Below are 24083 nucleotides of genomic sequence, written 5' to 3'. Positions count from 1 at the left end.
GAGCGACGAACCGGCCGGGGAGAAGGCCTGGGAGGACTCGTCGGCCTCGGCCTCGACCTCGTCCTCCTCCGCGTCGGAGGAAGCCGTGTCGTCGTCCTCCCCGTCCGGGGAAACGTCGTCGTCGGGTGCCATGAAGGCCTCGATGGCGTCCGTCCCGCTCCCGGACTCCGCCGTCTTCTCGGACGTCTCGAACGCCCCGGACCCGTCCGGGCCCCCGGTCGTCTCGGCCGCCTCGGGAGTGTCCGGCGAATCCACCGAGTCGGAGGAGTCGTGGTCCTCCACCGCGTCCGGAGCCGTCCGCGCGGCCGGCAGGGCGCGGGCCGGTACCGAAGCCTCTATGGCGAGCTGCCGGCGCCCCTCCAGGGCGGTGGCCCGCTCCGTCTCCGCCGTGGCGTACCGCCGCAGCAGCGCCGCGTGCTCGTTGCGCAGGCCGGCCAGCTCGGTGCGCTTGGCGCGCAGCTTCTGCTCCAGCTTGCCGCGCAGTTCGCGCGCCTCCTCGAGGTCCGTCTCCAGTTCGGCGACGCGCTCCTCGTGACGCCACTCGTCGCTCGCCCGCGCGCGCGTGAGGTCGGCTACGCGTTTGCCCGCCGCACTGTCCCAGCGGCGCAGGACGACCGCGCTGACGACCGCCGTCGCCGCGGCGCCCGCGGCCAGGACACGGAGCGCGAACGCGTCCGTGAACAGCCAGGGTCCTATGGCGAAAACGAGCGACACGCCGGCGATCGCCGAAGAAGGCAGCACCCTGTGCAAGGGCGGGGAATGGCGGTGGCGTCCACGTGGCATGGCCAGAAACTTACCGCGCGTAGGCGAATCTTGGTGCCCCGCACGGTAAAAACACAGTCTCCCCGGAAGCTTTGTCCTGTACCGACCGCCCACAGGACACACCGCTTGTCCCACAAAGACCGTCACGCCCCCGGTCCCACCGGCTCCTCGATCAATTCCGACGGCTCCGGAAGGTCTCCCGAATCGTAATCACCGGGACGCGGCATTCCCCCGCGGGACGGCATTTCCCCGCGCCGGACAACCCAATTCGTCCGCCCGGCACGGCACGGACGGGTACGCGACGACACGCCCGCCGGCTCACCGCTCCGGGACGCCCCGGCACCGCGCGGCCCCCGGCATCGGGCGCCACCCGCGTCGGCGCGGCGCGCGTCAGTGGTCGCTCAGCCGCCCGCTGATCCACTGGAGCGTCGCCGGGATCTCCCGACGCCACGTGTTGAAGTTGTGGCCGCCGCTGTCGAGGATGATCGACGAGATCCTGGTGAGCCCCTTGGATTTCACGAGGTCTATGAAGTCAAGCGTGGCCTTGTAGTTGGATTCGCCCGCCTTGCTGCTGGTGACGAGGAGCGAGGTGTCCGGCGCGGGCCTGTTCCTCAGGTACCAGCGCAGATCGGCACTGGCGCGCAGGAGCTTGTCGCCGTGGAAGAGGTCTCCGGTCGTGCGGTCGGTCGGCGCCTTGTAGTACGGCGACAGGCCGGCGCCCGCCCCGTACGTCCCGGGGTGGTGGACGGCGAGTTTCAGCGCGCAGTACCCGCCCGTCGAGTCGCCGATGACGCCCCAGTTCCGGGGACTCTTGCCCACCCGGTAATGGTCCGACACGGCCTCGGGAAGGTCCTTGGCGAAGAAGGACTCGGTCTGCGGGCCGCCGGGGACGTCCACGCACTCGGTGTCCCGCGGGGGAGCGACGGTCGGCCGCAGCATCACCAGGATCATCGGCTGGCTCCTGCCCTCCCTGACCAAACGATTCGCCGTCTGCGGGAAGTGCAGTCCCTTGATGAGCGCCCGGGCGGTGCCGGGATAGCCGGTCAGCACCGTGACGGCCGGGAACGTACGGGTGCGGTACCGCGGCTGGAAGTACTCCGGCGGCAGGTAGACGTACGCCGGCGTGGCGATGCGGGTCGTGCGGCCGACGATGTCGATCTTCTGGATCTGCCCCCCGGTCCCCGGCCTGGCCCCGCCCGAGACGATCACCGACTCGGTGTCCACGACCTGGAGGGGACCGCCGCCCGGACCACCCGCGCCGTTGTGGTCGACGACCACGCCCTCACCCTGCTCACGGCCGAGGAGGTCCGCCCAGCTGGCATAGAACCCGAACGCCTGGTTGACGCCCAGTCCGACCGAGGCGAACAGCATCACCTGCGTGGCCAGCAGCAGTCCGACCCGTCCGCCGACGGACCACCAGGTACGCCTGGCGAGCCGCGGCCACCACCACACCGTGCCGATGAAAAGCAGCACGGCGAGCATGACCACCAATGCCAGCACCTTGTTGCTCGTGAGACCCATGGACTGCTCCGCCTGCGCTTTCCGTCCGGGTCCGTCCCGCGCATTGGCGAGTCCTTGCCCTGGACTTTCCTTGCCTTTTGAACCGGCTTTCCGGAAGGGAGTGAACCTGTCCCCTCAAGACACCGTCCTAGAGGGCGCAATGTCGCCGGATGCCTGAATGGCACCGGATTCAAGGTCTCTCGCGGAACCACGGGATGCGATGTCTGTCAGGGTAGATGGGGAATTGTCGGGTGGGGTTCCAGGCCGGACGGGCCGGACACGACGCGTACTGCGCGGTCCGAGCCCGGAGGCCGTTCCCACCCTGGTCGCCAGGGCCTGCACGCTCGTAGGCCTCCTGGACGTCGCAGCGGGCGTCTTCCCGCGCTTCCGTCACAGCCGTATGCACGCCCTGGCCGAGGTGCTGCCCGGCGCGTTCGGGCCGTTCGCCGCGGCGCTCTCGCTCAGCGCCGGCGTGCTCCTGCTGCTGCTCGCCCACGGGCTGCGGCGCCGCAAGCGCAGGGCGTGGCGCGCCGCGGTCCTGCTGCTGCCCGCGGGTGCCGCCGCGCAGTTCGCGTACCGCCACTCGGTGATCGGCGTCGTCCTCTCGGCCGCGCTGCTCGCACCGCTGCTGCGCCACCGCGACGAGTTCGCCGCGCTGCCCGATCCGCGCAGCCGCTGGCGCGCGCTCGCCAACTTCGTCCTCATGGGCGCCGGTTCCCTCGTCCTCGGACTCGTCATCGTCAGCGTCCATGAGGACCGCATGATCGGCGACCCGAGCCTGGCCGACCGCATCAGTCACGTCCTGTACGGCCTCATCGGCTTCGAGGGCCCCGTCGACTACGCGGGACCCACGTCCTGGACCGTCGCCTTCTCCCTCGGCGCGCTCGGCTGGCTCACCGCCGTCACCACCATCTATCTCGCCTTCCGGCCCGAACACCCCGCCGCCCGCCTCACGGAGGACGACGAGGCCCGGCTGCGCGTCCTCCTGGACAAGCACGGCGGCCGCGACTCCCTCGGCCACTTCGCGCTCCGCCGCGACAAGGCGGTCGTCTTCTCGCCCAGCGGCAAGGCGGCGGTCACCTACCGGGTCGTCTCCGGGGTGATGCTCGCCAGCGGTGACCCCATCGGCGACGTGGAGGCCTGGCCGGGTGCGATCGAGCGCTTCATGGACGAGGCCAGGGCACACTCCTGGACGCCCGCCGTCATGGGCTGCTCCGAGACGGGCGGCGAGGTGTGGACCCGCGAGACCGGCCTCGACGCTCTCGAACTCGGGGACGAGGCGGTGGTGGACGTCGCGGATTTCTCCCTGTCCGGGCGCGCGATGCGCAACGTGCGCCAGATGGTCAAACGCATCGAACGCGCCGGCTACGAAACCCGGGTACGGCGCATCCGTGACCTCGGTGAGGGCGAACTGGAGCGGATACGGAACGCGGCGGAGGACTGGCGCGGCACCGACACCGAGCGCGGCTTCTCCATGGCGCTCGGCCGTATCGGTGACCCGTCCGACGGCGACTGTCTGATCGCCACGGCGCACAAGGCCGACGATCCGCCCGGCCCGTACGGCGACCTGAAGGCCGTCCTGCACTTCGTCCCGTGGGGTCCGGACGGCGTGTCGCTCGACCTCATGCGCCGCGACCGCGCGGCCGACCCCGGCATGAACGAACTCCTCATCGTGGCGGCGCTCCAGGCGTCCCCCCGCCTCGGCATCGAACGGATCTCGCTCAACTTCGCGATGTTCCGCTCGGCGCTCGCGCGCGGCGAGAAGATCGGCGCGGGGCCCGTGCTGCGCGCCTGGCGCGGACTGCTCGTGTTCCTGTCCCGCTGGTTCCAGATCGAGTCGCTGTACAAGTTCAACGCCAAGTTCCAACCGCGCTGGGAGCCGCGCTTCGTGGTCTACGCCTCCTCCCGCGACCTCCCCCGCATCGGCTTCGCCGCCATGCAGGCCGAGGGCTTCGTGAACCTGGCCCTCCCCCGGGTGCTGCGCCGCCGCGCACCGGCCCCGCGTCCCTGCACCCACGCGGCCGCGGAGCGGGGGGTCAGGGCGGCGTAGCGGGAAGCCGCCCCGCGGGACCTTGGCCCGGAACGCCCAGCCGCTCCGGGCAGGGGACCGGGGGCGGACGGCACGGGGACGGACGGCACGGAGGGAGACCGGACGGCGCGAAACGGCCGACGCCGCGCCCGTGCCGTCAGAACCTCCGCGACCGGCGGGAACGCGAGCCCCGGGCGGGACCGGTCCACGGGCGGGCGCCGGCTCCCGCCTGCTCCCCCTCATGCTTCCTCGGCGGCTCCCCCGCCAGCTCTCCCGAAGGGGCCGGCGGGTCGCTCCGGGTCCGGTGGTCGGTCCGGGGCGCTGTCGAAGGCCGGCGAGGCGGCCCACGGCGGTCGGGGCCCTGCCCTCGCGGCGGGGCCGCGGGGCGCCGGGACCGGGCAACGGGCGATGGGGGCTCCCCCAGGAGGCCTAGGCTGGACGTATGAGTATCGAGCGCGGGCGCGGCCGAGTCGCGGGACTGCCGACGTGGGACCGCTGCGCGGTCATGGGGGTCGTGAACGTCACCCCCGATTCCTTCTCCGACGGCGGCCGCTGGTTCGACACGACGGCCGCCGTCAAGCACGGGCTCGGCCTGGTCGCCGAGGGCGCCGACCTCGTGGACGTGGGCGGCGAGTCCACCCGTCCAGGAGCCACCCGCGTGGACGAGGCCGAGGAGCTCAAGCGCGTCATCCCGGTCGTCCGCGGCCTCGCCTCCGAGGGCGTCACCGTCTCCGTGGACACCATGCGCGCCTCCGTGGCCGAACAGTCCCTCGCCGCGGGCGCAGCCCTCGTCAACGACGTCAGCGGCGGCCTCGCCGACCCCGCGATGATCCCGGCCGTGGCGGCCGCGGGCGCGCCCTTCGTGGTCATGCACTGGCGCGGCTTCCTGGCCGGCGAGAACGTCCGGGGGACGTACGAGAACGTGGTCACGGAAGTCCTCGACGAGCTCCACGCGCGCGTGGAGGCCGTCCTGGCGGGCGGCATCGCCCCCGACCGCGTCGTCGTCGACCCCGGGCTCGGCTTCTCCAAGGACCCGGAGCACGACCTGGCCCTCCTGGCCCACCTCGACCGTCTCCGCGCCCTCGGCCACCCCCTGCTGGTCGCCGCCTCCCGCAAGCGTTTCCTCGGCCGCGTCCTGGCCGGCCCCGAGGGCGCCCCGCCCCCCGCGCGCGAGCGGGACGCCGCCACCGCCGCCGTCTCGGCGATAGCCGCCCAGCAGGGCGCCTGGGCGGTCCGCGTGCACGAGGTACGGGCCACGGCCGACGCCGTACGGGTCGCCCGCGCCGTCGAGGGTGCCCGGTGAGCACACCTCGGACCGACGTCGAGCAGGTCGAACTCGCCAACACGGCGTACTACGAGGCGATGGAACGGGGGGACTTCGAGGAACTGTCCTCGCTGTGGCTGGTCCCGCTGGACACGTCCGACGACGACTTCGAGGGCGAGGGCGCGGTCATCTCCTGCGTCCACCCCGGCTGGCCCGTCCTGAGCGGCCGCGGCGAGGTGCTCCGCTCGTACGCGCTGATCATGGCGAACACGGAGTACATCCAGTTCTTCCTCACCGACGTGCGCGTCAGCGTGTCCGGCGACACGGCCCTGGTGACCTGCACCGAGAACATCCTCAGCGGCGGCCCCGCCCCCGACGACGGCAACGAGCTCGGCCCGCTCGTCGGCCAGCTGGTCGTCGCCACCAACGTGTTCCGCCGTACCGCCGACGGCTGGAAGCTCTGGTCCCACCACGCCTCCCCCGTACTGGCCGAGTCCGACGAGGAGGAGGACGAGGACACCGCCGGCTGAGCGGGCGCGTGACCCTCGGGGAGCAAAAGGTGATTGGAATCGCCGGTCCGGGGTAGGGGCGGCGCTACCGGCTCGTGATCCGCCGCGTTCCCCGGGGGGAACGCCCGGTGAAGTCTCGTGGCCTTCGCCGGGGCGTCCGTCCCCGCGGGCGAGCGTTGTCGGTGCCCGCAGGTAGATTCGTTCGAGGCCGGTGTGCCGACCGCATCCGGCGCATGACGGCCTTCACCGACGATTGCAGGAGTGATTCGCGTGGATCGTGTCGCGCTGCGCGGCCTCAAGGCCCGCGGGCACCACGGCGTCTTCCAGAAGGAGCGCGAGGAGGGCCAGACCTTCATCGTGGACCTGACGCTGGGCCTGGACACCCGGCCGGCCGCGGCCGACGACGACCTGGCGAAGACCGTGCACTACGGCATCGTGGCGGAAGAGGTCGTCGCCGTGGTCGAGGGCGAGCCGGTCGACCTCATCGAGACGCTCGCCGAGCGCATCGCCCAGACGTGTCTCAAGCACGACGGGGTCCAGGAGGTCGAGGTCTGCGTCCACAAACCGGACGCACCCATCACGGTCCCCTTCGACGACGTGACCGTCACGATCATCCGGAGCCGAGTATGACCGCCTCCTTCACCGAGGGTCACAGCGACCCGACCGTACAGCCGGTGCCCGCCTCCGTGGTCGAGCAGGTCGACGCCGCCGACACGACGCTGAGCAACCCCAAGCGCGCGGTGATCTCCCTCGGGTCGAACCTGGGCAACCGCATGGAGAACCTCCAGGGAGCCGTCGACGCCCTGGAGGACACCCCGGGCGTCCGGGTCAAAGCCGTCTCCCCCGTCTACGAGACCGAGCCGTGGGGCGTCGAACCGGGCAGTCAGCCCTCGTACTTCAACGCCGTCGTCGTGCTCAGGACCACCCTCCCGCCGTCCTCGCTCCTGGAGCGCGCCCACGCGGTCGAGGAGGCCTTCCACCGGGTGCGGGACGAGCGCTGGGGCCCGCGCACGATCGACGTGGACATCGTGGCGTACGCCGATGTCGTCTCCGACGACCCGGTGCTGACCCTCCCTCACCCGCGCGCCCACGAGCGGGCCTTCGTCCTCGCCCCCTGGTACGACGTGGATCCCGAGGCGCAGCTCCCCGGCCACGGCTCCGTCGCCCAGCTCCTCGGCACCGTCACCCGCGACGGTGTCGCGGCCCGCGCCGACCTGGAACTCCGGCTGCCCGAGTAGTCGTTAAGGTCAAGACGACCACAGGCCGGCCCGGCACGGGCCCCGGCCGCAGGCGGGCTACCGAAGGGGCAACGTGAAAGAGCTGCGGATCAGGACACTGGCTGCCGTGTTCGTGGTGGCCGGAGTGCTGTCCTGGGCGGGCGCCCGCCTGTGGAACGCGGTGGGCACGCTGCCCCGGGTCCCGCTGGCCGCCCCCATCGTCCTCGCCCTGATCGCGATCGTCCTCCTCGCGACGGCCCTGTCGCTGCGCTCCCGCCTCAAGGCCCAGCGCGAGCGCCGCCCCGGCGCCAAGGGCGTCGATCCGCTGATGGCCGCCCGCGCGGTCGTCTTCGGCCAGGCGAGCGCCCTGGTGGCCGCCCTGGTGGCGGGGATGTACGGCGGCACCGGCGTCTTCCTCCTGGAGTCCCTGGAGGTTCCCGCCCGCCGCGACCAGGCCATCTACGCCGGCTTCTCCGTCCTCGCCGGAATCGGCGTGATAGCGGCCGCCTTCTTCCTGGAACGCGTCTGCAAGCTCCCGGAGGACGACGACGAGCACCACGGCGGAACGGCCCCGGTGGCGTAGCCCGGCACCGGGGCGCGCAGTCCCTGCCGGTCTCACCCGGACCGGTCCGGGTGAGACCGCGAGGTCTAGCGGGCCATGACGAGGCTCATCGCCTCGTTGCGGGTCGCCGCGTCCCGCAGCTGGCCGCGCACCGCCGACGTGATGGTCTTCGCGCCGGGCTTGCGGATCCCGCGCATGGACATGCACATGTGCTCGCACTCGACGACCACGATCACACCGCGCGGCTCCAGGATCTCCATCAGGGAGTCGGCGATCTGTGTCGTCAGCCGCTCCTGGACCTGAGGACGCCGGGCGTAGACGTCGACGAGACGCGCCAGCTTGGACAGGCCGGTGATCTTGCCACTGGTGGACGGGATGTAGCCGACGTGCGCCACGCCCCTGAACGGGACCAGATGGTGTTCGCACGTACTGAAGACCTCGATGTCCTTCACCAGGACCATCTCGTCGTGGCCCAGGTCGAACGTGGTCGTCAGCACGTCCTCGGCCCGCTGCCGCAGGCCCGCGAATATCTCCTTGTACGCCCTCGCGACCCGCGCCGGCGTCTCCTGCAAACCCTCGCGGTCCGGGTCCTCTCCGACCGCGAGCAGGAGCTCCCGTACGGCGTTCTCGGCGCGCTTCTCGTCGAACTCGCCGATCGCGGCCTCGCCGTCCAGCGTCACGGGGTCGGTCATCTGGTCCTCGTTCCTGTGGAGCCTGCGCGTGCCTCGACGCGTCCAAAAGGTGCGGGCACACGAAAATGCCGCGCCCCCAGGCTAGAACCTGGGAGGCGCGGCATCCATTCCGGGCCTGGTGAGGCCGCCCGGAGCCGAGCGGACTCAGCTGTCGGTGCGGTCCTCGGAGGCCGTCTCCGTGGCCGGGACGGACTCCGTCGCGGTGGCGATGGAAGCCGTCGAGCCGTTCGCCCCGTTCGTCAGCGACAGCTCCTTGGGGGAGAGCACCGGCGGGCGGGTGGACGGCGTGCGGCGGGAGGAGCCGGTCCACGCGGGGCGGGCCGGGCGCTTCACGATGGGAGCGAAGATCTCGGCGATCTGCTCCTTGCTCAGCGTCTCCTTCTCCAGCAGCTGGAGCACGAGCTGGTCGAGGACGTCGCGGTTCTCGACCAGGATCTCCCAGGCCTCGTTGTGCGCGTTCTCGATGAGCTTCTTGACCTCTTCGTCGACAAGCGCGGCGACCTCTTCCGAGTAGTCGCGCGGGTGCGACATCTCCCGGCCCAGGAAGGGCTCGGTGTTGTCGCCGCCGAACTTGATCGCGCCGAGACGCTCGGTCATGCCGTACTGCGTGACCATCGCGCGGGCGGTGGCCGTGGCCTTCTCGATGTCGTTCGCGGCACCGGTGGTCGGGTCGTGGAAGACGAGTTCCTCGGCCGCGCGGCCGCCCAGCATGTACGCGAGCTGGTCCAGCATCTCGTTGCGCGTGGTGGAGTACTTGTCCTCGTCCGGCAGGACCATCGTGTAGCCGAGGGCACGGCCGCGCGACAGGATCGTGATCTTGTGGACCGGGTCGGAGTTCGGGGAAGCCGCCGCGACCAGGGCGTGTCCGCCCTCGTGGTACGCGGTGATCTTCTTCTCCTTGTCCGACATGATCCGGGTCCGCTTCTGCGGGCCCGCGACCACACGGTCGATCGCCTCGTCCAGCATGCCGTTGTCGATCAGCTTCTGGTTGCTGCGCGCCGTGAGCAGCGCCGCTTCGTTCAGCACGTTCGCCAGGTCGGCACCGGTGAAGCCGGGGGTCCGGCGGGCCACCGCGGACAGGTCGACGTTCGGGGCGACCGGCTTGCCCTTCTGGTGGACCTTGAGGATCTCCAGACGGCCCTGCATGTCCGGACGGTCGACCGCGATCTGCCGGTCGAAACGGCCGGGGCGCAGGAGGGCCGGGTCGAGGATGTCGGGCCGGTTCGTGGCGGCGATCAGGATGACGCCGCCCTTCACGTCGAAGCCGTCCATCTCGACGAGCAGCTGGTTGAGGGTCTGCTCGCGCTCGTCGTGACCGCCGCCGAGGCCGGCGCCGCGGTGGCGGCCGACCGCGTCGATCTCGTCGACGAAGACGATCGCCGGGGCGTTCGCCTTGGCCTGCTCGAACAGGTCACGGACCCGGGAGGCACCGACACCGACGAACATCTCGACGAAGTCGGAACCGGAGATCGAGTAGAACGGAACGCCGGCCTCGCCCGCGACGGCGCGCGCGAGGAGCGTCTTGCCCGTACCGGGAGGCCCGTACAGCAGGACACCCTTGGGGATCTTCGCGCCGACGGCCTGGAACTTCGCCGGCTCCTGGAGGAACTCCTTGATCTCCTGGAGCTCCTCGACGGCCTCGTCCGAGCCCGCGACATCGGCGAACGTCGTCTTCGGGGTGTCCTTGGTGATGAGCTTCGCCTTGGACTTCCCGAAGTTCATGACCCGGGAGCCGCCGCCCTGCATCTGGTTCATCAGGAACAGGAACACGACGACGATGAGGACGAAGGGAAGCAGGGACAGCAGGATGCCCACGAAGGGGTTCTGCTTGGACGGCGAGACGGTGTAGCCGTCCGGGATCTGCTTGTTCTGGAACTTGTCCTGCAATGTGTTGGCGAGGGCCACGCCCTGGTCGCCGATGTAGCTCGCCTGGATCTTCGAGCTGTCCTCGACCTTCTCGCCGTCCTTCAGCGAGACCTTGATGACCTGCTCGTCGCCAGTGGTGATCTTGGCTGACTCGACCTTGTTGTCATTGATCGCCTGGACGACCTGGCCGGTGTCCACCGTCTTGTAGCCGCCGGACGAACCGACGACCTGCATCAACACGACCACGGCAAGGACGGCCAGCACGATCCACATGACCGGCCCACGGAAGTATCGCTTCACGTCCATCCATACGGAGCGGTGCCGCCCCGTCCCTCCTGCCATAGTGAGTTTGATAAAGACTGTTCTTCGGACGGTACCCCAGCATTGTCACCCGAAGCCGCAGGGGACTGCTGGCAATCCCGTCCACGCATGCTCCAACGGCGCGAAACCCGCTGGGGTTCCCGATCGTCCTACAAGGGCTGAGCCGCCCTCAGGAAGAGGGCGGTCAGCCGCCGTAGACGTGAGGCGCGAGCGTACCGACGAACGGAAGGTTGCGGTACTTCTCGGCGTAGTCCAGGCCGTACCCGATGACGAATTCGTTCGGGATGTCGAAGCCGACCCACTCCACGTCGATGGCGACCTTGGCCGCGTCCGGCTTGCGCAGCAGCGTGCACACCTTGAGCGAGGCGGGCTCGCGGGAGCCGAGGTTGGAGATCAGCCAGGACAGCGTCAGCCCGGAGTCGATGATGTCCTCGACGATCAGGACGTGCTTGCCCTTGATGTCGGTGTCCAGGTCCTTGAGGATCCGCACCACGCCGGAGGACTGGGTGCCCGCGCCGTACGACGACACGGCCATCCAGTCCATGGTGACGGGGGTGGACAGCGCACGCGCGAGGTCCGCCATGACCATCACGGCACCCTTGAGCACTCCGACGATCAGCAGGTCCTTGCCCGCGTACTCCGCGTCGATCTTCGCGGCCAGCTCGGCCAGCTTCGCGTCGATCTCTTCCTTGGTGATGAGCACCGACTTGAGGTCGGTGCCCATGTCTTTCGCGTCCACCCGCATCACTTTCGGTCGTCCGTCCCACTTTTTTGGGCTCGTCACCTACAGGGCGCCATGTAACCGGCGATGGTCCCCTTCGGCTCACCCGCGCGGCCGTTCGGACCGCCCGCGACCCGGATGAAGGGGTCCCGGGGAGCCGCGTGAGCGGCCCCGGTGCAGGGTCCGGTTTCAGCCTTGCCGAATCACCAGTCTGCCACCCTGGCGCTGGGCGACGACTTTGCCCGGGAGATTGATGGCCCCCTGACCGCGCCATCCGGTGATCAGACGGTCGATCTCCTCGATGTGCCGGGCGAACAGCGAACCTGCCGGAGCGCCCGCCTCGATGGCCGCGCGGCGCAGGATCCGGCGGCGTACGGCGGGCGGCAGGGCGTAGAGCTTGGCGCACTCCAGGAGGCCCGCGGCGTCGCGCACGGACGCCTCCGCCTGGCTGGCCCACGCGTCGAGGGCGTCGGCGTCGTCCCGGGAGAGCTGGGCCGTACGGGCGAGAGCCTCGACGACTCCTTTGCCGAGGGCCTTCTCGAGGGCGGGCAGACCCTCGTGGCGGAGCCGGGAGCGGGTGTAGGCCGGATCGGCGTTGTGCGGGTCGTCCCAGACGGGCAGCGACTGGACCATGCACGCCTTGCGGGCGGTCTGCCGGTCCAGGTGCAGGAAGGGACGGCGGTAGCGGCCGTCGGCCCCCGAGACCGCGGCCATTCCGGACAGCGAGCGGATGCCGGAGCCGCGGGCGAGGCCGAGCAGGACCGTCTCGGCCTGGTCGTCGCGGGTGTGGCCGAGGAGGATCGCGGTGGCGCCGTGGCGCTCGGCGGCGGAGTCCAGGGCGGCGTACCGGGCGTCGCGGGCGGCGGCCTCGGGGCCTCCGTCGCGGCCGACGGTGACGGCGATCGACTCGGCCGGGGAGAGCCCGAGCTCGGTGAGGCGCAGCACGACTTCGTCGGCGCGCAGGTCGGAGCCGGGCTGCAGACCGTGGTCGACGGTGATGCCACCGGCGCGGATGCCGAGTTTGGGGGCTTCGAAGGCGAGGGCGGAGGCGAGCGCCATGGAGTCGGCGCCGCCGGAGCAGGCGACGAGCACGAGCGGCGCCCGGGGGGCGTCCTCGTCCGGCCGGGGCCGGGAGCTCGCGCGGTCCTGGTCGTGCGGGGCCCGGGCGGGCGCGGCGGGGCTGCGCCGCGTTCCGGGGGCGGGGACGCGTTCCGCGTCGGGCGCGCAGGGGCGCGCGGCACCGCGCGCGGGTGTGCGCCGGGTGTCGTGGGCGGGCGATTGTTCGGCCAGGATGTCGTGGAGTACGCGGCGGACCGCCAGGCGTATCGCCGCGACCGCAGGATGGGGACCCATGTCCGGTTCCCTTCATGAAGTTTTCGGGGGGTTAGCCCGGGGATCTGTCACTCAGAGTGTGTCGATGGTGACAGAACCGGGGCGTTCCCCGAGCATTGCACGCCTACCCATGCTCCACGGTCCCTCGGACGGGTGATAGCAGGAGCGTTTGCCTGCCGTCGGCCGGATTCGTTTCACGACCGTCCCGCGGGGTTCACGACTCCGACTTGCGGTGCACCCGCGCGACCCAGTCCGCCGGTTTGGCGATCTCCGCCTTGGTCGGGAGCGTGTTCGGAGAGGTCCACACGCGGTTGAAGCCGTCCATGCCGACCTCGTCGACGACCGCCCGCACGAACCGCTCGCCGTCCCTGTACTGCCTGAGCTTGGCGTCCAGGCCCAGCAGTTTGCGCAGCGCCAGGTCGAGGCGGGAGGCGCCCTTGGCGCGGCGCTGCTGGAACTTCTCGCGGATCTCGGCGACGGAGGGGACCACGGCCGGGCCGACGCCGTCCATCACGAAGTCGGCGTGTCCCTCCAGGAGGGACATCACGGCGGTGAGCCGGCCGAGGATCTCCCGCTGGGCGGGTGTCTGCACGATTTCCACGAGGGAACGGCCGCCGTCGTCCTCCTCGGTGTCCGGGCGGGACCCGGAGAGCGACTGCGCGGCCTCCCTGATGCGCTCCAGGACGGTCATGGGGTCGACCTCGGTCTCTCCCAAGAACGACTGGATTTCGCCCTCCAGGTGGTCGCGCAGCCAGGGCACGGCCGTGAACTGGGTGCGGTGCGTCTCCTCGTGGAGGCACACCCACAGGCGGAAGTCGTGCGGCTGGACGTCGAGTTCGCGCTCCACGTGCACGATGTTCGGGGCGACGAGCAGGAGCCTGCCGCCGCCGCTGCCGGAGGCGGTGGCCGATCCCGCGGGCAGGTCGCGGGTCGCGGGAGCGAACGTCTCGTACTGCCCGAGGACCCTCGACGACAGGAACGACAGCAGCATGCCCAGTTCGACACCGGTGACCTTGCCGCCGACGGCGCCGAGGACGGCTCCGCCCGGGCTGCTCCCGCGCCGTTCCTGCATCTTGTCCAGAAGGGGCTTGAGGATCTCCCGGAACCCGGCGACGTTCGCCCGGACCCAGCCGGGGCGGTCGACGACGAGGACGGGGGTGTCGTGGACGACGTCCTCACCCATGCGGGTGAAGCCGCGGACGTGTTCCTCCGAGGCCTTCGCGTGTCGGCGCAGCTCCGCGACGATGGCCCTCGCCTCGTCGCGGCTCACCTCCGGGCCCGGCCGCACGAGCCGGGTCGCGGTCGCCACCGCGAGATTCCAGTCGACCATCCCAGTAGATGCAGCACCACCGATGCTCGTCATGCGTCAACCGTACGTGAGCGGGTCCTGCTGCGGTTAGGGTCCGGCGCCGCGTGTGCCCCGGCCGGGAGGCGGACGGTGCTCGTGGTTCTCACGGGCCGGGAGGGACCGGGTTCCGGGCCCGGCGCACGGCCACGGGCGCGCCGGGGTTCCGGGCCCGGCCGTCGGCGCGCCGGGTTCCCCGTCCCGCGTGCGGCTACCGGCAGCCGCACGCCACCAGTGCCGTCGCCGCGTGGTCCAACGCCGCCCGCGCCACCGCGGCGTCCGGCGGGTTGGCGGCGTCGGAGGTCAGGAAGGCGAAGGCCAGCAGGCGGCCGTCCTTGTCGACGACGGTCCCGGCGAGGGTGTTGACCCCGGTCAGGGTGCCGGTCTTGGCCCGGACGACCCCGGTGGCGGTGGGGGAGTCGGTGTAACGGGTGCTGAGGGTGCCGGTGAAGCCGGCGACGGGCAGGCCGGTGAGCACGGAGCGCAGTTCGGGGTGGGCCGGGTCACCGGCCTTGGCCAGCAGGGCGGCGAGCAGGTCGGCGGAGAGCCTGTCGGCGCGGTTCAGACCGCTGCCGTCCGCGAACCGGGCCCCGTCCAGCGGGAGTCCGAGCTTCTTCAGCTCGGCGCGGATCGCCTTCGCGTCCCCGTCGAAGCTGGGTTCCTCGCCGGCGGCGAGGGCGACCTGGCGGGCCAGGGCCTCGGCGATGTCGTTGTCACTGTTCGTCAGCATCCGCTCGACCAGGACGGACAGGGGCGGCGAGGAGACGGAGGCGAGGGCCTGGGAGCGGCCCGTCGCCTTCGAGGGGCCGGGAGCCGTCGCGGTGACGCCGTGGTCGTGGAGCAGGTCCGCGAACTTCCGCGCGGCGTCCGCCGCCGGGTCGGCGGCGCGCCCGGCCGGCCCGCTCGTCGAACGGTCGAGGCGCCCCTCGTCGGCCATCAGGGGGGTGACCTTCGCGATGTTCTCGTTGACCCCCATGGGGTGAAGGCCGGGGCCGGAGTAGAGCGAGGTGTCGTAGGAGAGCGTCACGTGGTCCATGTGACGGGCCTTCAGGGCGGTGGCCGTGCGGTCGGCGAGGGTGTCCAGGTCGGCCCAGCCGTCCGCGGGCTTGCGGGCGGTCAGCGTCGGGTCGCCGCCGCCGACGAGCACGACCTCCTCGGTGTCCGGCTCCAGGACCGTACGCGTCTGGATGCGGTGATCGGGGCCACGGGCCGCGAGGGCGGCGACCGCGGTCGCGATCTTCGTGGTGGAGGCCGGTGTCTGGACCTGCTCGGCGCCCTTGCCGTAGAGCCGCTCGCCGGTCGCCACGTCGACCACGACGGCGGTGCGCACCGAACCGAGGACGGGATCGGCCAGCAGCGGGTCGAGGACGCCGGCGAGGGCCTTCCCGGCGGGCGTGGGCACGGTGCTCGCCGGGCCGCCGAGCCCGGTGAGCACGGAGTCGGCACTGGGGGCGGGCCGGGGTGACGTCCGGTGCGTACCGGACGTACGTGCGTGATGTGTACCACCCTCGGACGTCCGCGATGCGGCCCAGTCCCGCTCGGCCGTACGCTGGCCCGTGGAGTCCCAGGGGCCGGCCACGGTCACCGCTCCGGCCGCGAGCGCCAGGCCGAGGGTGGCGGAGACGGCTGTGAGCTGCACTGTCGTCAACCGCACGGCACGCGGCCGCACGGCTCGGGTGATCCGCACCACATGCGGTCTCACCGTCCGCGCGACCCGCACCACATGCGGTCTCGCGGCCCGCCAAGCTCTCAGCTCTGGCACGACCACCAGCCCCTTTCGCGATCACCCACCTGCGTGAGGGACACTTAATCACCCGAACTATGTGCTGATCATGGAGGAGCCACCGGTGGAGTTCGACGTCACGATCGAGATTCCGAAGGGTTCACGGAACAAGTACGAGGTGGACCACGAGACCGGTCGGATCCGTCTGGACCGTCGACTCTTCACCTCGACCAGCTACCCGGCCGACTACGGCTTCGTCGAGAACACCCTCGGCGAGGACGGCGACCCGCTGGACGCCCTGGTCATCCTGGACGAGCCGACCTTCCCGGGCTGCCTCATCCAGTGCCGCGCGATCGGCATGTTCCGCATGACGGACGAGGCCGGCGGCGACGACAAGCTGCTGTGCGTCCCGGCGCACGACCCGCGCGTGGAGCACCTGCGCGACATCCACCACGTGTCGGAGTTCGACCGCCTCGAGATCCAGCACTTCTTCGAGGTCTACAAGGACCTGGAGCCGGGCAAGTCCGTCGAGGGCGCCGACTGGGTCGGCCGCGCGGACGCCGAGGCCGAGATCGAGCGTTCCTACAAGCGCTTCAAGGACCAGGGCGGTCACTGACCTCCCCGTGGGCGGTCACTGACCTCCCCGTGGGCGGTCACTGACCTCCCCGTGGGCGGTCACTGACCTCCCGGTGGGCGGTCGCTGACCTCCCCCTCTTCGAAACGGGCCGCGTGATCCCCCGGGGGTCACGCGGCCCGTTCGTGTGCCCGTACGCATACTGAGGCGTACGGGAGGCAAGAAGGAGAACCACACAGGAGCGAAAGGCGAGGCTGGAGTTGGTGGCGGACCCGGAAGCGGAAGACCGCAAGCCGCACTCGGACGAGGCGAGGAGCGCCTTCAGTCCGCCCGCGGGTGTGGAGCCCGCGGGCCCGGCGGCGGCCGACGAGGACTCGTCGACGACCTCGGAGTTCGCGCTCCCCCAGGGCCTCGACGCACCGCAGCCCGCCGGGCCGGGGCGGGAGGGCTCGGCGTTCAGCGCGCCGCGCACCTACAACGCCCGGACCGCTCCTCCCGCCTTCACGCCGGCGACCGGCGTCCCCCTGGTCAGCCTGACCAAGGACGCGCCGTGGCAGGACCGGATGCGCACGATGCTGCGCATGCCGGTGACCGAGCGGCCCGCGCCCGAGCCGGTGCACAAGGAGGACGAGTCGGGACCCGCCGTCCCGCGCGTCCTCGACCTGACCCTGCGCATCGGCGAGCTGCTCCTCGCGGGCGGCGAGGGAGCCGAGGACGTGGAGACGGCGATGCTCGCCGTCTGCCGCGCCTACGGCCTCGACCGCTGCGAGCCGAACGTCACCTTCACCCTGCTGTCGATCTCGCACCAGCCGTCCCTCGTGGACGACCCGGTGACGGCGTCACGGACCGTCCGCCGCCGGGGCACCGACTACACGCGCCTGGCGGCCGTCTACCGGCTCGTCGACGACCTGAGCGACCCGGAGACCGCGATCCCCCTGGAGGAGGCCTACAGGCGCCTCGCGGTGATGCGGCGCAACCGGCATCCCTATCCCGGCTGGGCGCTGACGGCCTCCGGCGGGCTGCTGGCCGGCGCGGCCTCCGTGCTCGTCGGCGGTGACGCGATCGTGTTCGTCGCCGCCGCGCTCGGCGCGATGCTGGGCGACCGGCTCGCCTGGCTGTGCGCCGGGCGCGGACTGCCGGAGTTCTACCAGTTCACGGCGGCCGCGATGCCGCCCGCCGCGATAGGGGTGGCGCTCACGGTGGCGCACGTCGACGTGAAGGCGTCCGCGGTGATCACCGGTGGGCTCTTCGCGCTGCTGCCGGGACGGGCGCTCGTGGCGGGGGTGCAGGACGGACTGACCGGCTTCTACATCACGGCGTCCGCGCGGCTGCTCGAAGTCATGTACTTCTTCGTGGGGATCGTCGTCGGCGTCCTGGTGGTGCTCTATTTCGGCGTGAAGCTGGGCGCGCAGCTCGACCCCGACGCGGCGCTGAACATCTCCGAACGGCCGCTGCTCCAGATCGCCGCGTCGATGGCGCTGTCGCTCACCTTCGCGATCCTGCTCCAGCAGGAACGCTCCACGGTCCTCGCCGTGACCCTCAACGGGGGCGTGGCCTGGTCGGTGTACGGGGCGATGCACTACGCGGGCGGGATATCGCCGGTGGCCTCCACGGCCGTCGCCGCGGGTCTGGTGGGCCTCTTCGGGCAACTGCTCTCGCGCTACCGGTTCGCCTCCGCGCTGCCGTACACGACGGCCGCGATCGGGCCGCTGCTGCCCGGTTCGGCGACCTACTTCGGACTGCTGTCGATCGCCCAGAACAACGTCGACAAGGGCCTGGTGTCGCTCACCAAGGCCGCGGCCCTCGCCATGGCCATCGCGATCGGGGTGAACCTGGGGTCGGAGATCTCGCGGCTGTTCCTGCGCCTGCCGGGCGGCTCCGCCGCCGGGCGGCGGGCCGCCAAGCGGACGCGCGGGTTCTGACCTCCGGTCCCGCGGGCCGGTCCCCGGAAGGACCGGGCCCGGGAGAACCGGGCGGCCGGCTCAGTTCTGCGCGGGGCCCTGGCCGTAGGGGTACTGCTCGGCGCCGTACTCACGCCGGGGGTGGCCCTGGGGGTGCTGCCGGTCCTGCTGCCGGGGGTCGCGCCGCGGCTGGGCCTGGCCCTGGTCGTAGCCCTGCTGGTACCCCTGGTCGTACTGCTGCTGGTCGTAGCCGTAGCCCTGGTCCGAGCCGTACGGCTGCTGGTACTGCTGCTGGGGCTGCTGGTACTGCTGCTGAGGCTGCTGCCGGGACGGGTAGGCGTCGCCCTGGTGGCCGTAGCCCTGGCCCTGGTTCCCGTAGGACCGGCTCTGGCCCTGGTCGCCGTACGGCTGGCCGTGGCCCTGGTCCGCGTACGGCCGGCCCTGGTTCTGGTTCCCGTACGGCCCGCCGTGGCCGCCCTGGTTCCCGTACTGCTGACCGTGGCCCTGGTCACCGTAGGGCCGGTCGCTGTCCTGGCGGCCGTACGACGCGTCCCGGCCCTCGTGGACCGGCGGCACGCGCAGCGGCCTGGTGGCGTCGTCCATGACCGGCGCGGCGGGGCGGTCCCGGAAGTCGGGGAAGTCCGGGAAGTCCTGGGCCCCCTCCGGCTCGTCGGCCCCGTGGGGCTCCTGGGGCGGGTTCTTCTTGGCCTGGGAGCGGGCGCGCAGGAACTCGATCATGATCGGGACCACCGAGACGAGCACGATGAGGATCAGGATCAGCTCGATGTGCTTGTTGACGAACTCGATCTTGCCGAGCCAGGAGCCGAGCAGCGTGACGCCCGCGCCCCACAGGACGCCGCCGATGATGTTGAAGGTGAGGAAGGGGCGGTACCTCATGCCGCTGACGCCCGCGATGATCGGCGTGAACGTGCGCACGATGGGCACGAAGCGGGCCAGCACCAGGGACTTGGGGCCGTACTTCTCGAAGAACTCGTTGGCCTTGACCACGTTCTCCTGCTTGAACAGGCGGGAGTCCGGGCGGGTGAAGAGCGAGGGGCCGACCTTCTTGCCGAAGAGGTAGCCCGCCTGGTCGCCGAGGACTGCGGCGAGACAGATCAGCGGGATCGCCGCCCACAGCGGAAAGTCCATGGCACCCGTGGCGATCAGCAGACCGCAGGTGAACAGCAGCGAGTCACCCGGCAGGAAGAAGCCGATGAGCAGGCCGGACTCGGCGAAGACCACCAGCAGCAGGCCCCATATGCCGAAGTTGTCCAGGAGCGTGTTCGGATCCAGCCAGCTGGGACCGAGGGCGAGCGTCATCACGGGTCCGGGCTCCTGAGGGGTGAAGGGAGGTACGGCGGTCCTTGTACGGCCGACCAAAGCTATCAACGCGGTGTGCCGACGCCAGGTTCCACCCGTGACTCCAGGATGCACTGTGCGGCGACTGGGACAAAGCTGTGGGCCATGGGCATCGATGAATACGGCGGTGGCCAGGGTCCGCACGCGGACGTCCTGGTCGTGACGACGAACGACGTTCCCGGCCATCGCGTCGAGCAGGTCATCGGCGAGGTCTTCGGCCTCACGGTGCGCTCGCGCCATCTGGGCAGCCAGATCGGCGCGGGCCTGAAGTCGATGATCGGCGGTGAGCTCAAGGGGCTCACGAAGACGCTGGTGGAGACCCGCAACCAGGCCATGGAGCGGCTCGTCGAGCAGGCACGCGCGCGTGGTGCCAACGGCGTGCTCATGTTCCGCTTCGACGTGTCGGAGGCGGCGGACGTGGGCACGGAGGTGTGCGCCTACGGCACGGCGGTCGTCCTGGTGAAGGAGTAGGCCCCGCCGGTGGGCCCTCGGGCCCGCCGGCGGACACCGGGCACCGGTGAGGGGGATCCGTCCTCGCGGGCGCCCCTCACCGGTGCCGACGGCGTCCCACCGGTCCGGCGCCCGTCACGGACGGGCACCGGACCGGGTCAGGCCTCCCCGGAACGCCGGGCGGCGTTCGCCGTGATCGCGTCCCTCAGGTGCTCGGCCAGCCCCGGCCTCATGGAGTCGTAGAACTCCTTGAACCGTTCGTCGGCGACGTACATGTCGCCGAGTCCCCGGTGGATCTCGTACGTGCACGTGTAGAACCACTTGGTGATGTGCTGCCGGTGCTCCTCGGCCATGTCCATGGCCCGCTCGCCGTCCGGCCGCTCCCCGGCCTCCATCAGGGCGTCGTACCGTTCGCCCCAGGAGGCCACCTCGGCCTGCATGCGCTTCCAGTCGTCCTTGGTGTAGCGGGCCGTGCGGCGCTGCGACTCGGCGTACGTGTCCGTGCCGCCCCAGCGGCGTTCGGCCTCCTCCGCGTGCTCCTCGGGGTCCTTGTCCCCGAAGACCTCGAACTTCTCCTCGGGCGTGAGGTTGATGCCCATCGTGCGTGCCTCCATGGCGTGCTCCACGGCCGCGGCCATCTTCTGCAGCTTCTCGATCCGGGCGGTCAGCAGCTCGTGCTGGCGGCGCAGGTGCGCGCGCGGGTCCGCTTCCGGGTCGTCGAGCAGGGCGGCGACCTCGTCGAGCGGGAAGCCGAGCTCCCGGTAGAACAGGATCTGCTGCAACCGGTCGAGGTCGGCGTCGCCGTAGCGCCGGTGACCCGCGTGGCTGCGTTCGCCGGGCGCGAGCAGACCGATCTCGTCGTAGTGGTGCAGCGTGCGCACCGTGACCCCGGCGAACCCGGCGACCTGGCCCACTGAGTAGCTCACTTCCGCTCCTTCCTCGGTACGCCCTTCACGATGAGCCCTGACGTGACGTGAGGTGCAAGCCCGGAGCCCCGGGCCGCTCCGGCGGCGCCGCTCGGGATGTTATGTCCGAATGGCGCGCTTAATGTGAGCCCGTGACCCAAGAAGCGGCTACCCCGGGACCGGCCACCGCCCGGGCGACGCCCGCGCGGACGCTGCTGCCGCTGTTCCTCCCCGCCGTGGTCGTGGGCGCGGTCGCGAGCCTTCTGTACGTGGGCGTGAGCAGGCTCGCCGAACAGCTCAAGGACGTGCTGTGGACGGACCTGCCGGACGCGCTCGGCATCGGCGGGTACTCCTCGCTCTGGATGATCGTCATGCTCACCACCACCGGCGTCCTGGTCGGCCTGGTGGTGTGGAAGGTGCCCGGGCACGCGGGCCCCGATCCGGCCACCCTGGGGCTCCAGGAGAAGCCGATGGCCCCCTACATCCTGCCCGGACTGCTGGTGGCCACCGTGCTGATGCTGGCGGGCGGTCCGAGTCTCGGCCCCGAGAACCCGATCATCGCCACCAACGTCGCGCTGGCCTTCTGGGCGGGACGCCGGTTCGCGCCCGCCGCGCCCGGCGAGCTGTGGGTGGTCCTGGCCCAGGCGGGGACGATCGGGGCGCTGTTCGGCACCCCGGTCGCGGCGGCGCTGGTCGTCTCCGAGGCGCTCGCCGGGCGGCAGATGAGGGGTCTGCTGTGGGACAACCTCTTCGGGCCGCTGACGGCCGCCGCGGTGGGCTCGATCGTCACGTCGCTGCTGGGACACGCGAGTTTCGACCTGGGTCTGCCCCCGCTCGGCAGTCCCGGCTGGGCCGATGTCCTGGCCGCGGTGGTGATCGCCTCCGCCGCGGCGGTGCTCGGCATGGCCGGTGTCCGCGCCCTCCCCTACGTCCACAAGGCGTTCGCCCTCCTGCGTCATCCGATGGCGGCCCTGCCCGTCGGCGGGCTCGTCCTCGGTCTGCTGGGCTGTCTGGGCGGGCCGCTGACGCTGTTCAAGGGCCTGGACCAGGTCGCCGAGATCGCCCGGCACCCGGACAACTGGTCGGCGGGCCGGTTCGCCCTGATGGCCGTGGTGAAGCTGGCCGCGCTCGTCGTCGCCACGTGCTGCGGGTTCCGGGGCGGCCGGATCTTCCCCTCCGTCTTCGTGGGTGCCTCGTTCGGCCTGTGCGCCCACGCACTGGTGCCGTCGGTCCCTCCGTCGCTGGCACTGGCCGCGGGAGTCCTGGGCACGCTCCTCGCGGTCACCCGGCAGGGCTGGGTGAGCCTGTTCACGGCCGCCGTCCTGGTCAGCTCGCCGACGATCATCGCCCTGCTCTGCATCGCCTCCCTGCCGGCCTGGCTGCTGGTGACCGGACGGCCGCAGATGCAACTGCACGAGGACGGGAGCTCCGTCCGGTGAACCGCCGGGGCACCCTCGTCCGATGAACAAATGGGACACCCGTCCCGCCGAACCGTTGGGAGAAAGCCCATGCCGCTCCACCAGGGCCAGCAGAAGCCCGATGCCCACTCGCACCGCGTCAACCCCTTCTACGGCGAGGCCAACCCGGTCAGCGGCATGATCGAGGCTCCGCCCAAGCACCGTCTCCCGGACGGTCCGCTGCCGCCGACGATCGCGGCCCAGCTCGTCCACGACGAGCTCATGCTGGACGGGAACTCCCGGCTGAACCTGGCCACCTTCGTCACCACCTGGATGGAACCGCAGGCGGGCCTCCTGATGGCGGAGTGCCGGGACAAGAACATGATCGACAAGGACGAGTACCCCCGCACGGCCGAACTGGAGCGGCGCTGTGTGTCGATGCTCGCCGACCTGTGGAACGCACCGGACCCGTCGGCCGCGGTGGGCTGTTCCACGACCGGGTCGAGCGAGGCCTGCATGCTCGCCGGCATGGCGCTGAAGCGGCGCTGGGCCAAGCGCAACGCGGACCGCTACCCGGGCGCCCGGCCGAACCTGATCATGGGCGTGAACGTCCAGGTGTGCTGGGAGAAGTTCTGCAACTTCTGGGAGGTCGAGGCCCGCCAGATCCCCATGGAGGGCGACCGGTTCCACCTCGACCCCGAGGCGGCGGCCGAGCTGTGCGACGAGAACACGATCGGTGTCGTCGGCATCCTGGGCTCCACCTTCGACGGGTCCTACGAACCGATCCAGGAGCTGTGCGCGGCGCTGGACCGGCTCCAGGAGCGCACGGGGCTCGACATCCCGGTCCACGTCGACGGCGCGTCCGGCGCGATGGTCGCGCCCTTCATCGACGAGGACCTGGTCTGGGACTTCCGGCTGCCCAGGGTGTCGTCGATCAACACCTCCGGCCACAAGTACGGCCTGGTCTACCCGGGCGTCGGCTGGGCGCTGTGGCGGACGGCGGAGGAACTCCCGGAGGAGCTGGTCTTCCGGGTGAACTACCTGGGCGGCGACATGCCGACCTTCGCCCTCAACTTCTCCCGCCCCGGGGCCCAGGTCGTCGCGCAGTACTACACGTTCCTGCGGCTGGGCCGGGAGGGCTACCGCGCCGTGCAGCAGACGACCAGAGACGTGGCACGCGCACTCGCCGAACGCGTCGACTGCATGGGCGACTTCCGGCTCATCACCCGGGGCGACGAACTGCCGGTGTTCGCCTTCACGACGGCACCCGAGGTGACCACGTACGACGTGTTCGACGTGTCCCGGAGAATGCGCGAGAGCGGCTGGCTGCTGCCCGCGTACACCTTCCCCGAGAACCGCGAGGACCTGTCCGTGCTGCGCGTGGTCTGCCGCAACGGCTTCTCGTCCGACCTCGCCGACCTCTTCATCGAGGACCTGACCCGGCTGCTGCCCGAACTGCGCCGCCAGCCGCATCCGTTGACCCACGACAAGGATGCGGCCACGAGCTTCCACCACTGACCGCCCACCCGGCTCGCCCTCCCGGGGCAGCCGGTCCCGGCGAGGGGTCGGGCCGCCTCCGGGACGGACCTCCTCCAGGCCGGGCCGCCTCCGGGACGGACCGCCCGGGAGCCAGGCAGGCGGCCCCGGGTCCGGA

The 24083-nt window shown here is 71.3% G+C and carries 20 protein-coding genes and 1 pseudogene; 11 read left to right on the top strand and 10 right to left on the bottom strand.

The genetic code is table 11. The annotated features are described in order from the left end of the window. Both CW362_RS44860 and CW362_RS29780 read right to left on the bottom strand, forming a co-directional pair. Positions 1 to 783, bottom strand: a pseudogene (locus CW362_RS44860) (hypothetical protein); the annotation flags it as partial. A 369-nt stretch (positions 784 to 1152) separates the two neighbouring features. Further along, positions 1153 to 2283: an alpha/beta hydrolase gene (locus tag CW362_RS29780; protein ID WP_103552706.1), complete on the bottom strand. Its 1131-nt coding sequence runs from the start codon at positions 2281 to 2283 to the stop codon at positions 1153 to 1155. Between the two features lie 199 nt (positions 2284 to 2482). On the opposite strand from CW362_RS29780, the gene CW362_RS29775 reads away from it, so the two are divergent. The 6 genes from CW362_RS29775 to CW362_RS29750 all read left to right on the top strand — a co-directional run bounded on the left by CW362_RS29775 (position 2483) and on the right by CW362_RS29750 (position 7864). Beyond that, a complete protein-coding gene (locus CW362_RS29775) occupies positions 2483 to 4312 on the top strand; it encodes a phosphatidylglycerol lysyltransferase domain-containing protein (protein ID WP_376450244.1) in 1830 nt (609 codons plus the stop codon). A 421-nt stretch (positions 4313 to 4733) separates the two neighbouring features. Then, positions 4734 to 5594 (top strand): dihydropteroate synthase, encoded by an 861-nt coding sequence (folP, locus tag CW362_RS29770; protein ID WP_103552704.1) that lies wholly within the window; start codon positions 4734 to 4736, stop codon positions 5592 to 5594. After that, on the top strand, positions 5591 to 6085 hold the full coding sequence (locus tag CW362_RS29765) for a nuclear transport factor 2 family protein (protein WP_103552703.1): 495 nt from the start codon (positions 5591 to 5593) through the stop codon (positions 6083 to 6085). Before folP ends, CW362_RS29765 begins: the two co-directional genes overlap by 4 nt. Before the next feature lie 249 nt (positions 6086 to 6334). Then, positions 6335 to 6694, top strand: a complete 360-nt coding sequence (gene folB / locus CW362_RS29760) for a dihydroneopterin aldolase (RefSeq protein ID WP_037625942.1) — start codon at positions 6335 to 6337, stop codon at positions 6692 to 6694. Continuing rightward, positions 6691 to 7302 (top strand): 2-amino-4-hydroxy-6-hydroxymethyldihydropteridine diphosphokinase, encoded by a 612-nt coding sequence (gene folK, locus CW362_RS29755; protein ID WP_103552702.1) that lies wholly within the window; start codon positions 6691 to 6693, stop codon positions 7300 to 7302. Before folB ends, folK begins: the two co-directional genes overlap by 4 nt. 73 nt (positions 7303 to 7375) lie before the next feature. Continuing rightward, positions 7376 to 7864 (top strand): DUF3180 domain-containing protein, encoded by a 489-nt coding sequence (locus CW362_RS29750; protein WP_103552701.1) that lies wholly within the window; start codon positions 7376 to 7378, stop codon positions 7862 to 7864. 65 nt (positions 7865 to 7929) lie between these two features. On the opposite strand, the gene folE is transcribed toward CW362_RS29750, so the two are convergent. The 6 genes from folE to dacB form a co-directional block, all read right to left on the bottom strand. Continuing rightward, positions 7930 to 8535 (bottom strand): GTP cyclohydrolase I FolE, encoded by a 606-nt coding sequence (gene folE / locus CW362_RS29745; protein WP_103552700.1) that lies wholly within the window; start codon positions 8533 to 8535, stop codon positions 7930 to 7932. Between the two features lie 144 nt (positions 8536 to 8679). Further along, positions 8680 to 10707 carry an ATP-dependent zinc metalloprotease FtsH gene (ftsH, locus tag CW362_RS29740; RefSeq protein ID WP_103552699.1) on the bottom strand — a complete coding sequence of 676 codons (2028 nt, stop codon included), beginning with the start codon at positions 10705 to 10707 and terminating at the stop codon, positions 8680 to 8682. Between the two features lie 199 nt (positions 10708 to 10906). Continuing rightward, entirely contained in the window at positions 10907 to 11467 is a 561-nt protein-coding gene (gene hpt / locus CW362_RS29735) for a hypoxanthine phosphoribosyltransferase (RefSeq protein ID WP_037625953.1), read from the bottom strand. A 165-nt stretch (positions 11468 to 11632) separates the two neighbouring features. Continuing rightward, on the bottom strand, positions 11633 to 12796 hold the full coding sequence (gene tilS / locus CW362_RS29730; protein WP_103552698.1) for a tRNA lysidine(34) synthetase TilS: 1164 nt from the start codon (positions 12794 to 12796) through the stop codon (positions 11633 to 11635). A 193-nt stretch (positions 12797 to 12989) separates the two neighbouring features. After that, on the bottom strand, positions 12990 to 14138 hold the full coding sequence (locus tag CW362_RS29725) for a zinc-dependent metalloprotease (RefSeq protein WP_103552697.1): 1149 nt from the start codon (positions 14136 to 14138) through the stop codon (positions 12990 to 12992). 193 nt (positions 14139 to 14331) lie between these two features. Further along, positions 14332 to 15888, bottom strand: a complete 1557-nt coding sequence (gene dacB / locus CW362_RS29720; protein WP_103552696.1) for a D-alanyl-D-alanine carboxypeptidase/D-alanyl-D-alanine endopeptidase — start codon at positions 15886 to 15888, stop codon at positions 14332 to 14334. A 79-nt stretch (positions 15889 to 15967) separates the two neighbouring features. Between dacB and CW362_RS29715 the strand changes: the two genes are divergently transcribed. Together CW362_RS29715 and CW362_RS29710 are read left to right on the top strand one after the other, a co-directional pair. Continuing rightward, the gene (locus tag CW362_RS29715; protein WP_037625961.1) at positions 15968 to 16459 is read left to right on the top strand and encodes an inorganic diphosphatase; all 492 of its coding nucleotides are present in this window, start codon (positions 15968 to 15970) and stop codon (positions 16457 to 16459) included. A gap of 221 nt (positions 16460 to 16680) precedes the next feature. After that, a complete protein-coding gene (locus CW362_RS29710; protein ID WP_103552695.1) occupies positions 16681 to 18339 on the top strand; it encodes a threonine/serine exporter family protein in 1659 nt (552 codons plus the stop codon). Between the two features lie 60 nt (positions 18340 to 18399). Here CW362_RS29710 and CW362_RS29705 read toward each other — a convergent pair whose 3' ends face one another. Further along, positions 18400 to 19641, bottom strand: a complete 1242-nt coding sequence (locus tag CW362_RS29705) for a DedA family protein (RefSeq protein ID WP_103552694.1) — start codon at positions 19639 to 19641, stop codon at positions 18400 to 18402. Positions 19642 to 19782: 141 nt separating this feature from the next. Between CW362_RS29705 and CW362_RS29700 the strand changes: the two genes are divergently transcribed. Continuing rightward, a complete protein-coding gene (locus CW362_RS29700) occupies positions 19783 to 20148 on the top strand; it encodes a YbjQ family protein (protein WP_103552693.1) in 366 nt (121 codons plus the stop codon). 137 nt (positions 20149 to 20285) lie between these two features. Here CW362_RS29700 and CW362_RS29695 read toward each other — a convergent pair whose 3' ends face one another. Beyond that, positions 20286 to 21053, bottom strand: coding sequence for a MerR family transcriptional regulator (locus CW362_RS29695; protein WP_103552692.1), 768 nt, complete (start codon positions 21051 to 21053; stop codon positions 20286 to 20288). 131 nt (positions 21054 to 21184) lie between these two features. On the opposite strand from CW362_RS29695, the gene CW362_RS29690 reads away from it, so the two are divergent. Both CW362_RS29690 and gad read left to right on the top strand, forming a co-directional pair. Further along, entirely contained in the window at positions 21185 to 22471 is a 1287-nt protein-coding gene (locus CW362_RS29690) for an ion channel protein (RefSeq protein WP_103552691.1), read from the top strand. A 69-nt stretch (positions 22472 to 22540) separates the two neighbouring features. Next, a complete protein-coding gene (gene gad, locus CW362_RS29685; RefSeq protein ID WP_103552690.1) occupies positions 22541 to 23947 on the top strand; it encodes a glutamate decarboxylase in 1407 nt (468 codons plus the stop codon). Positions 23948 to 24083: the final 136 nt, after the last annotated feature.

Source organism: Streptomyces populi, from assembly GCF_002911015.1.
GTDB classification, from domain to species: domain Bacteria; phylum Actinomycetota; class Actinomycetes; order Streptomycetales; family Streptomycetaceae; genus Streptomyces; species Streptomyces populi.
This window is presented reverse-complemented; position numbering and strand designations above follow the sequence as displayed.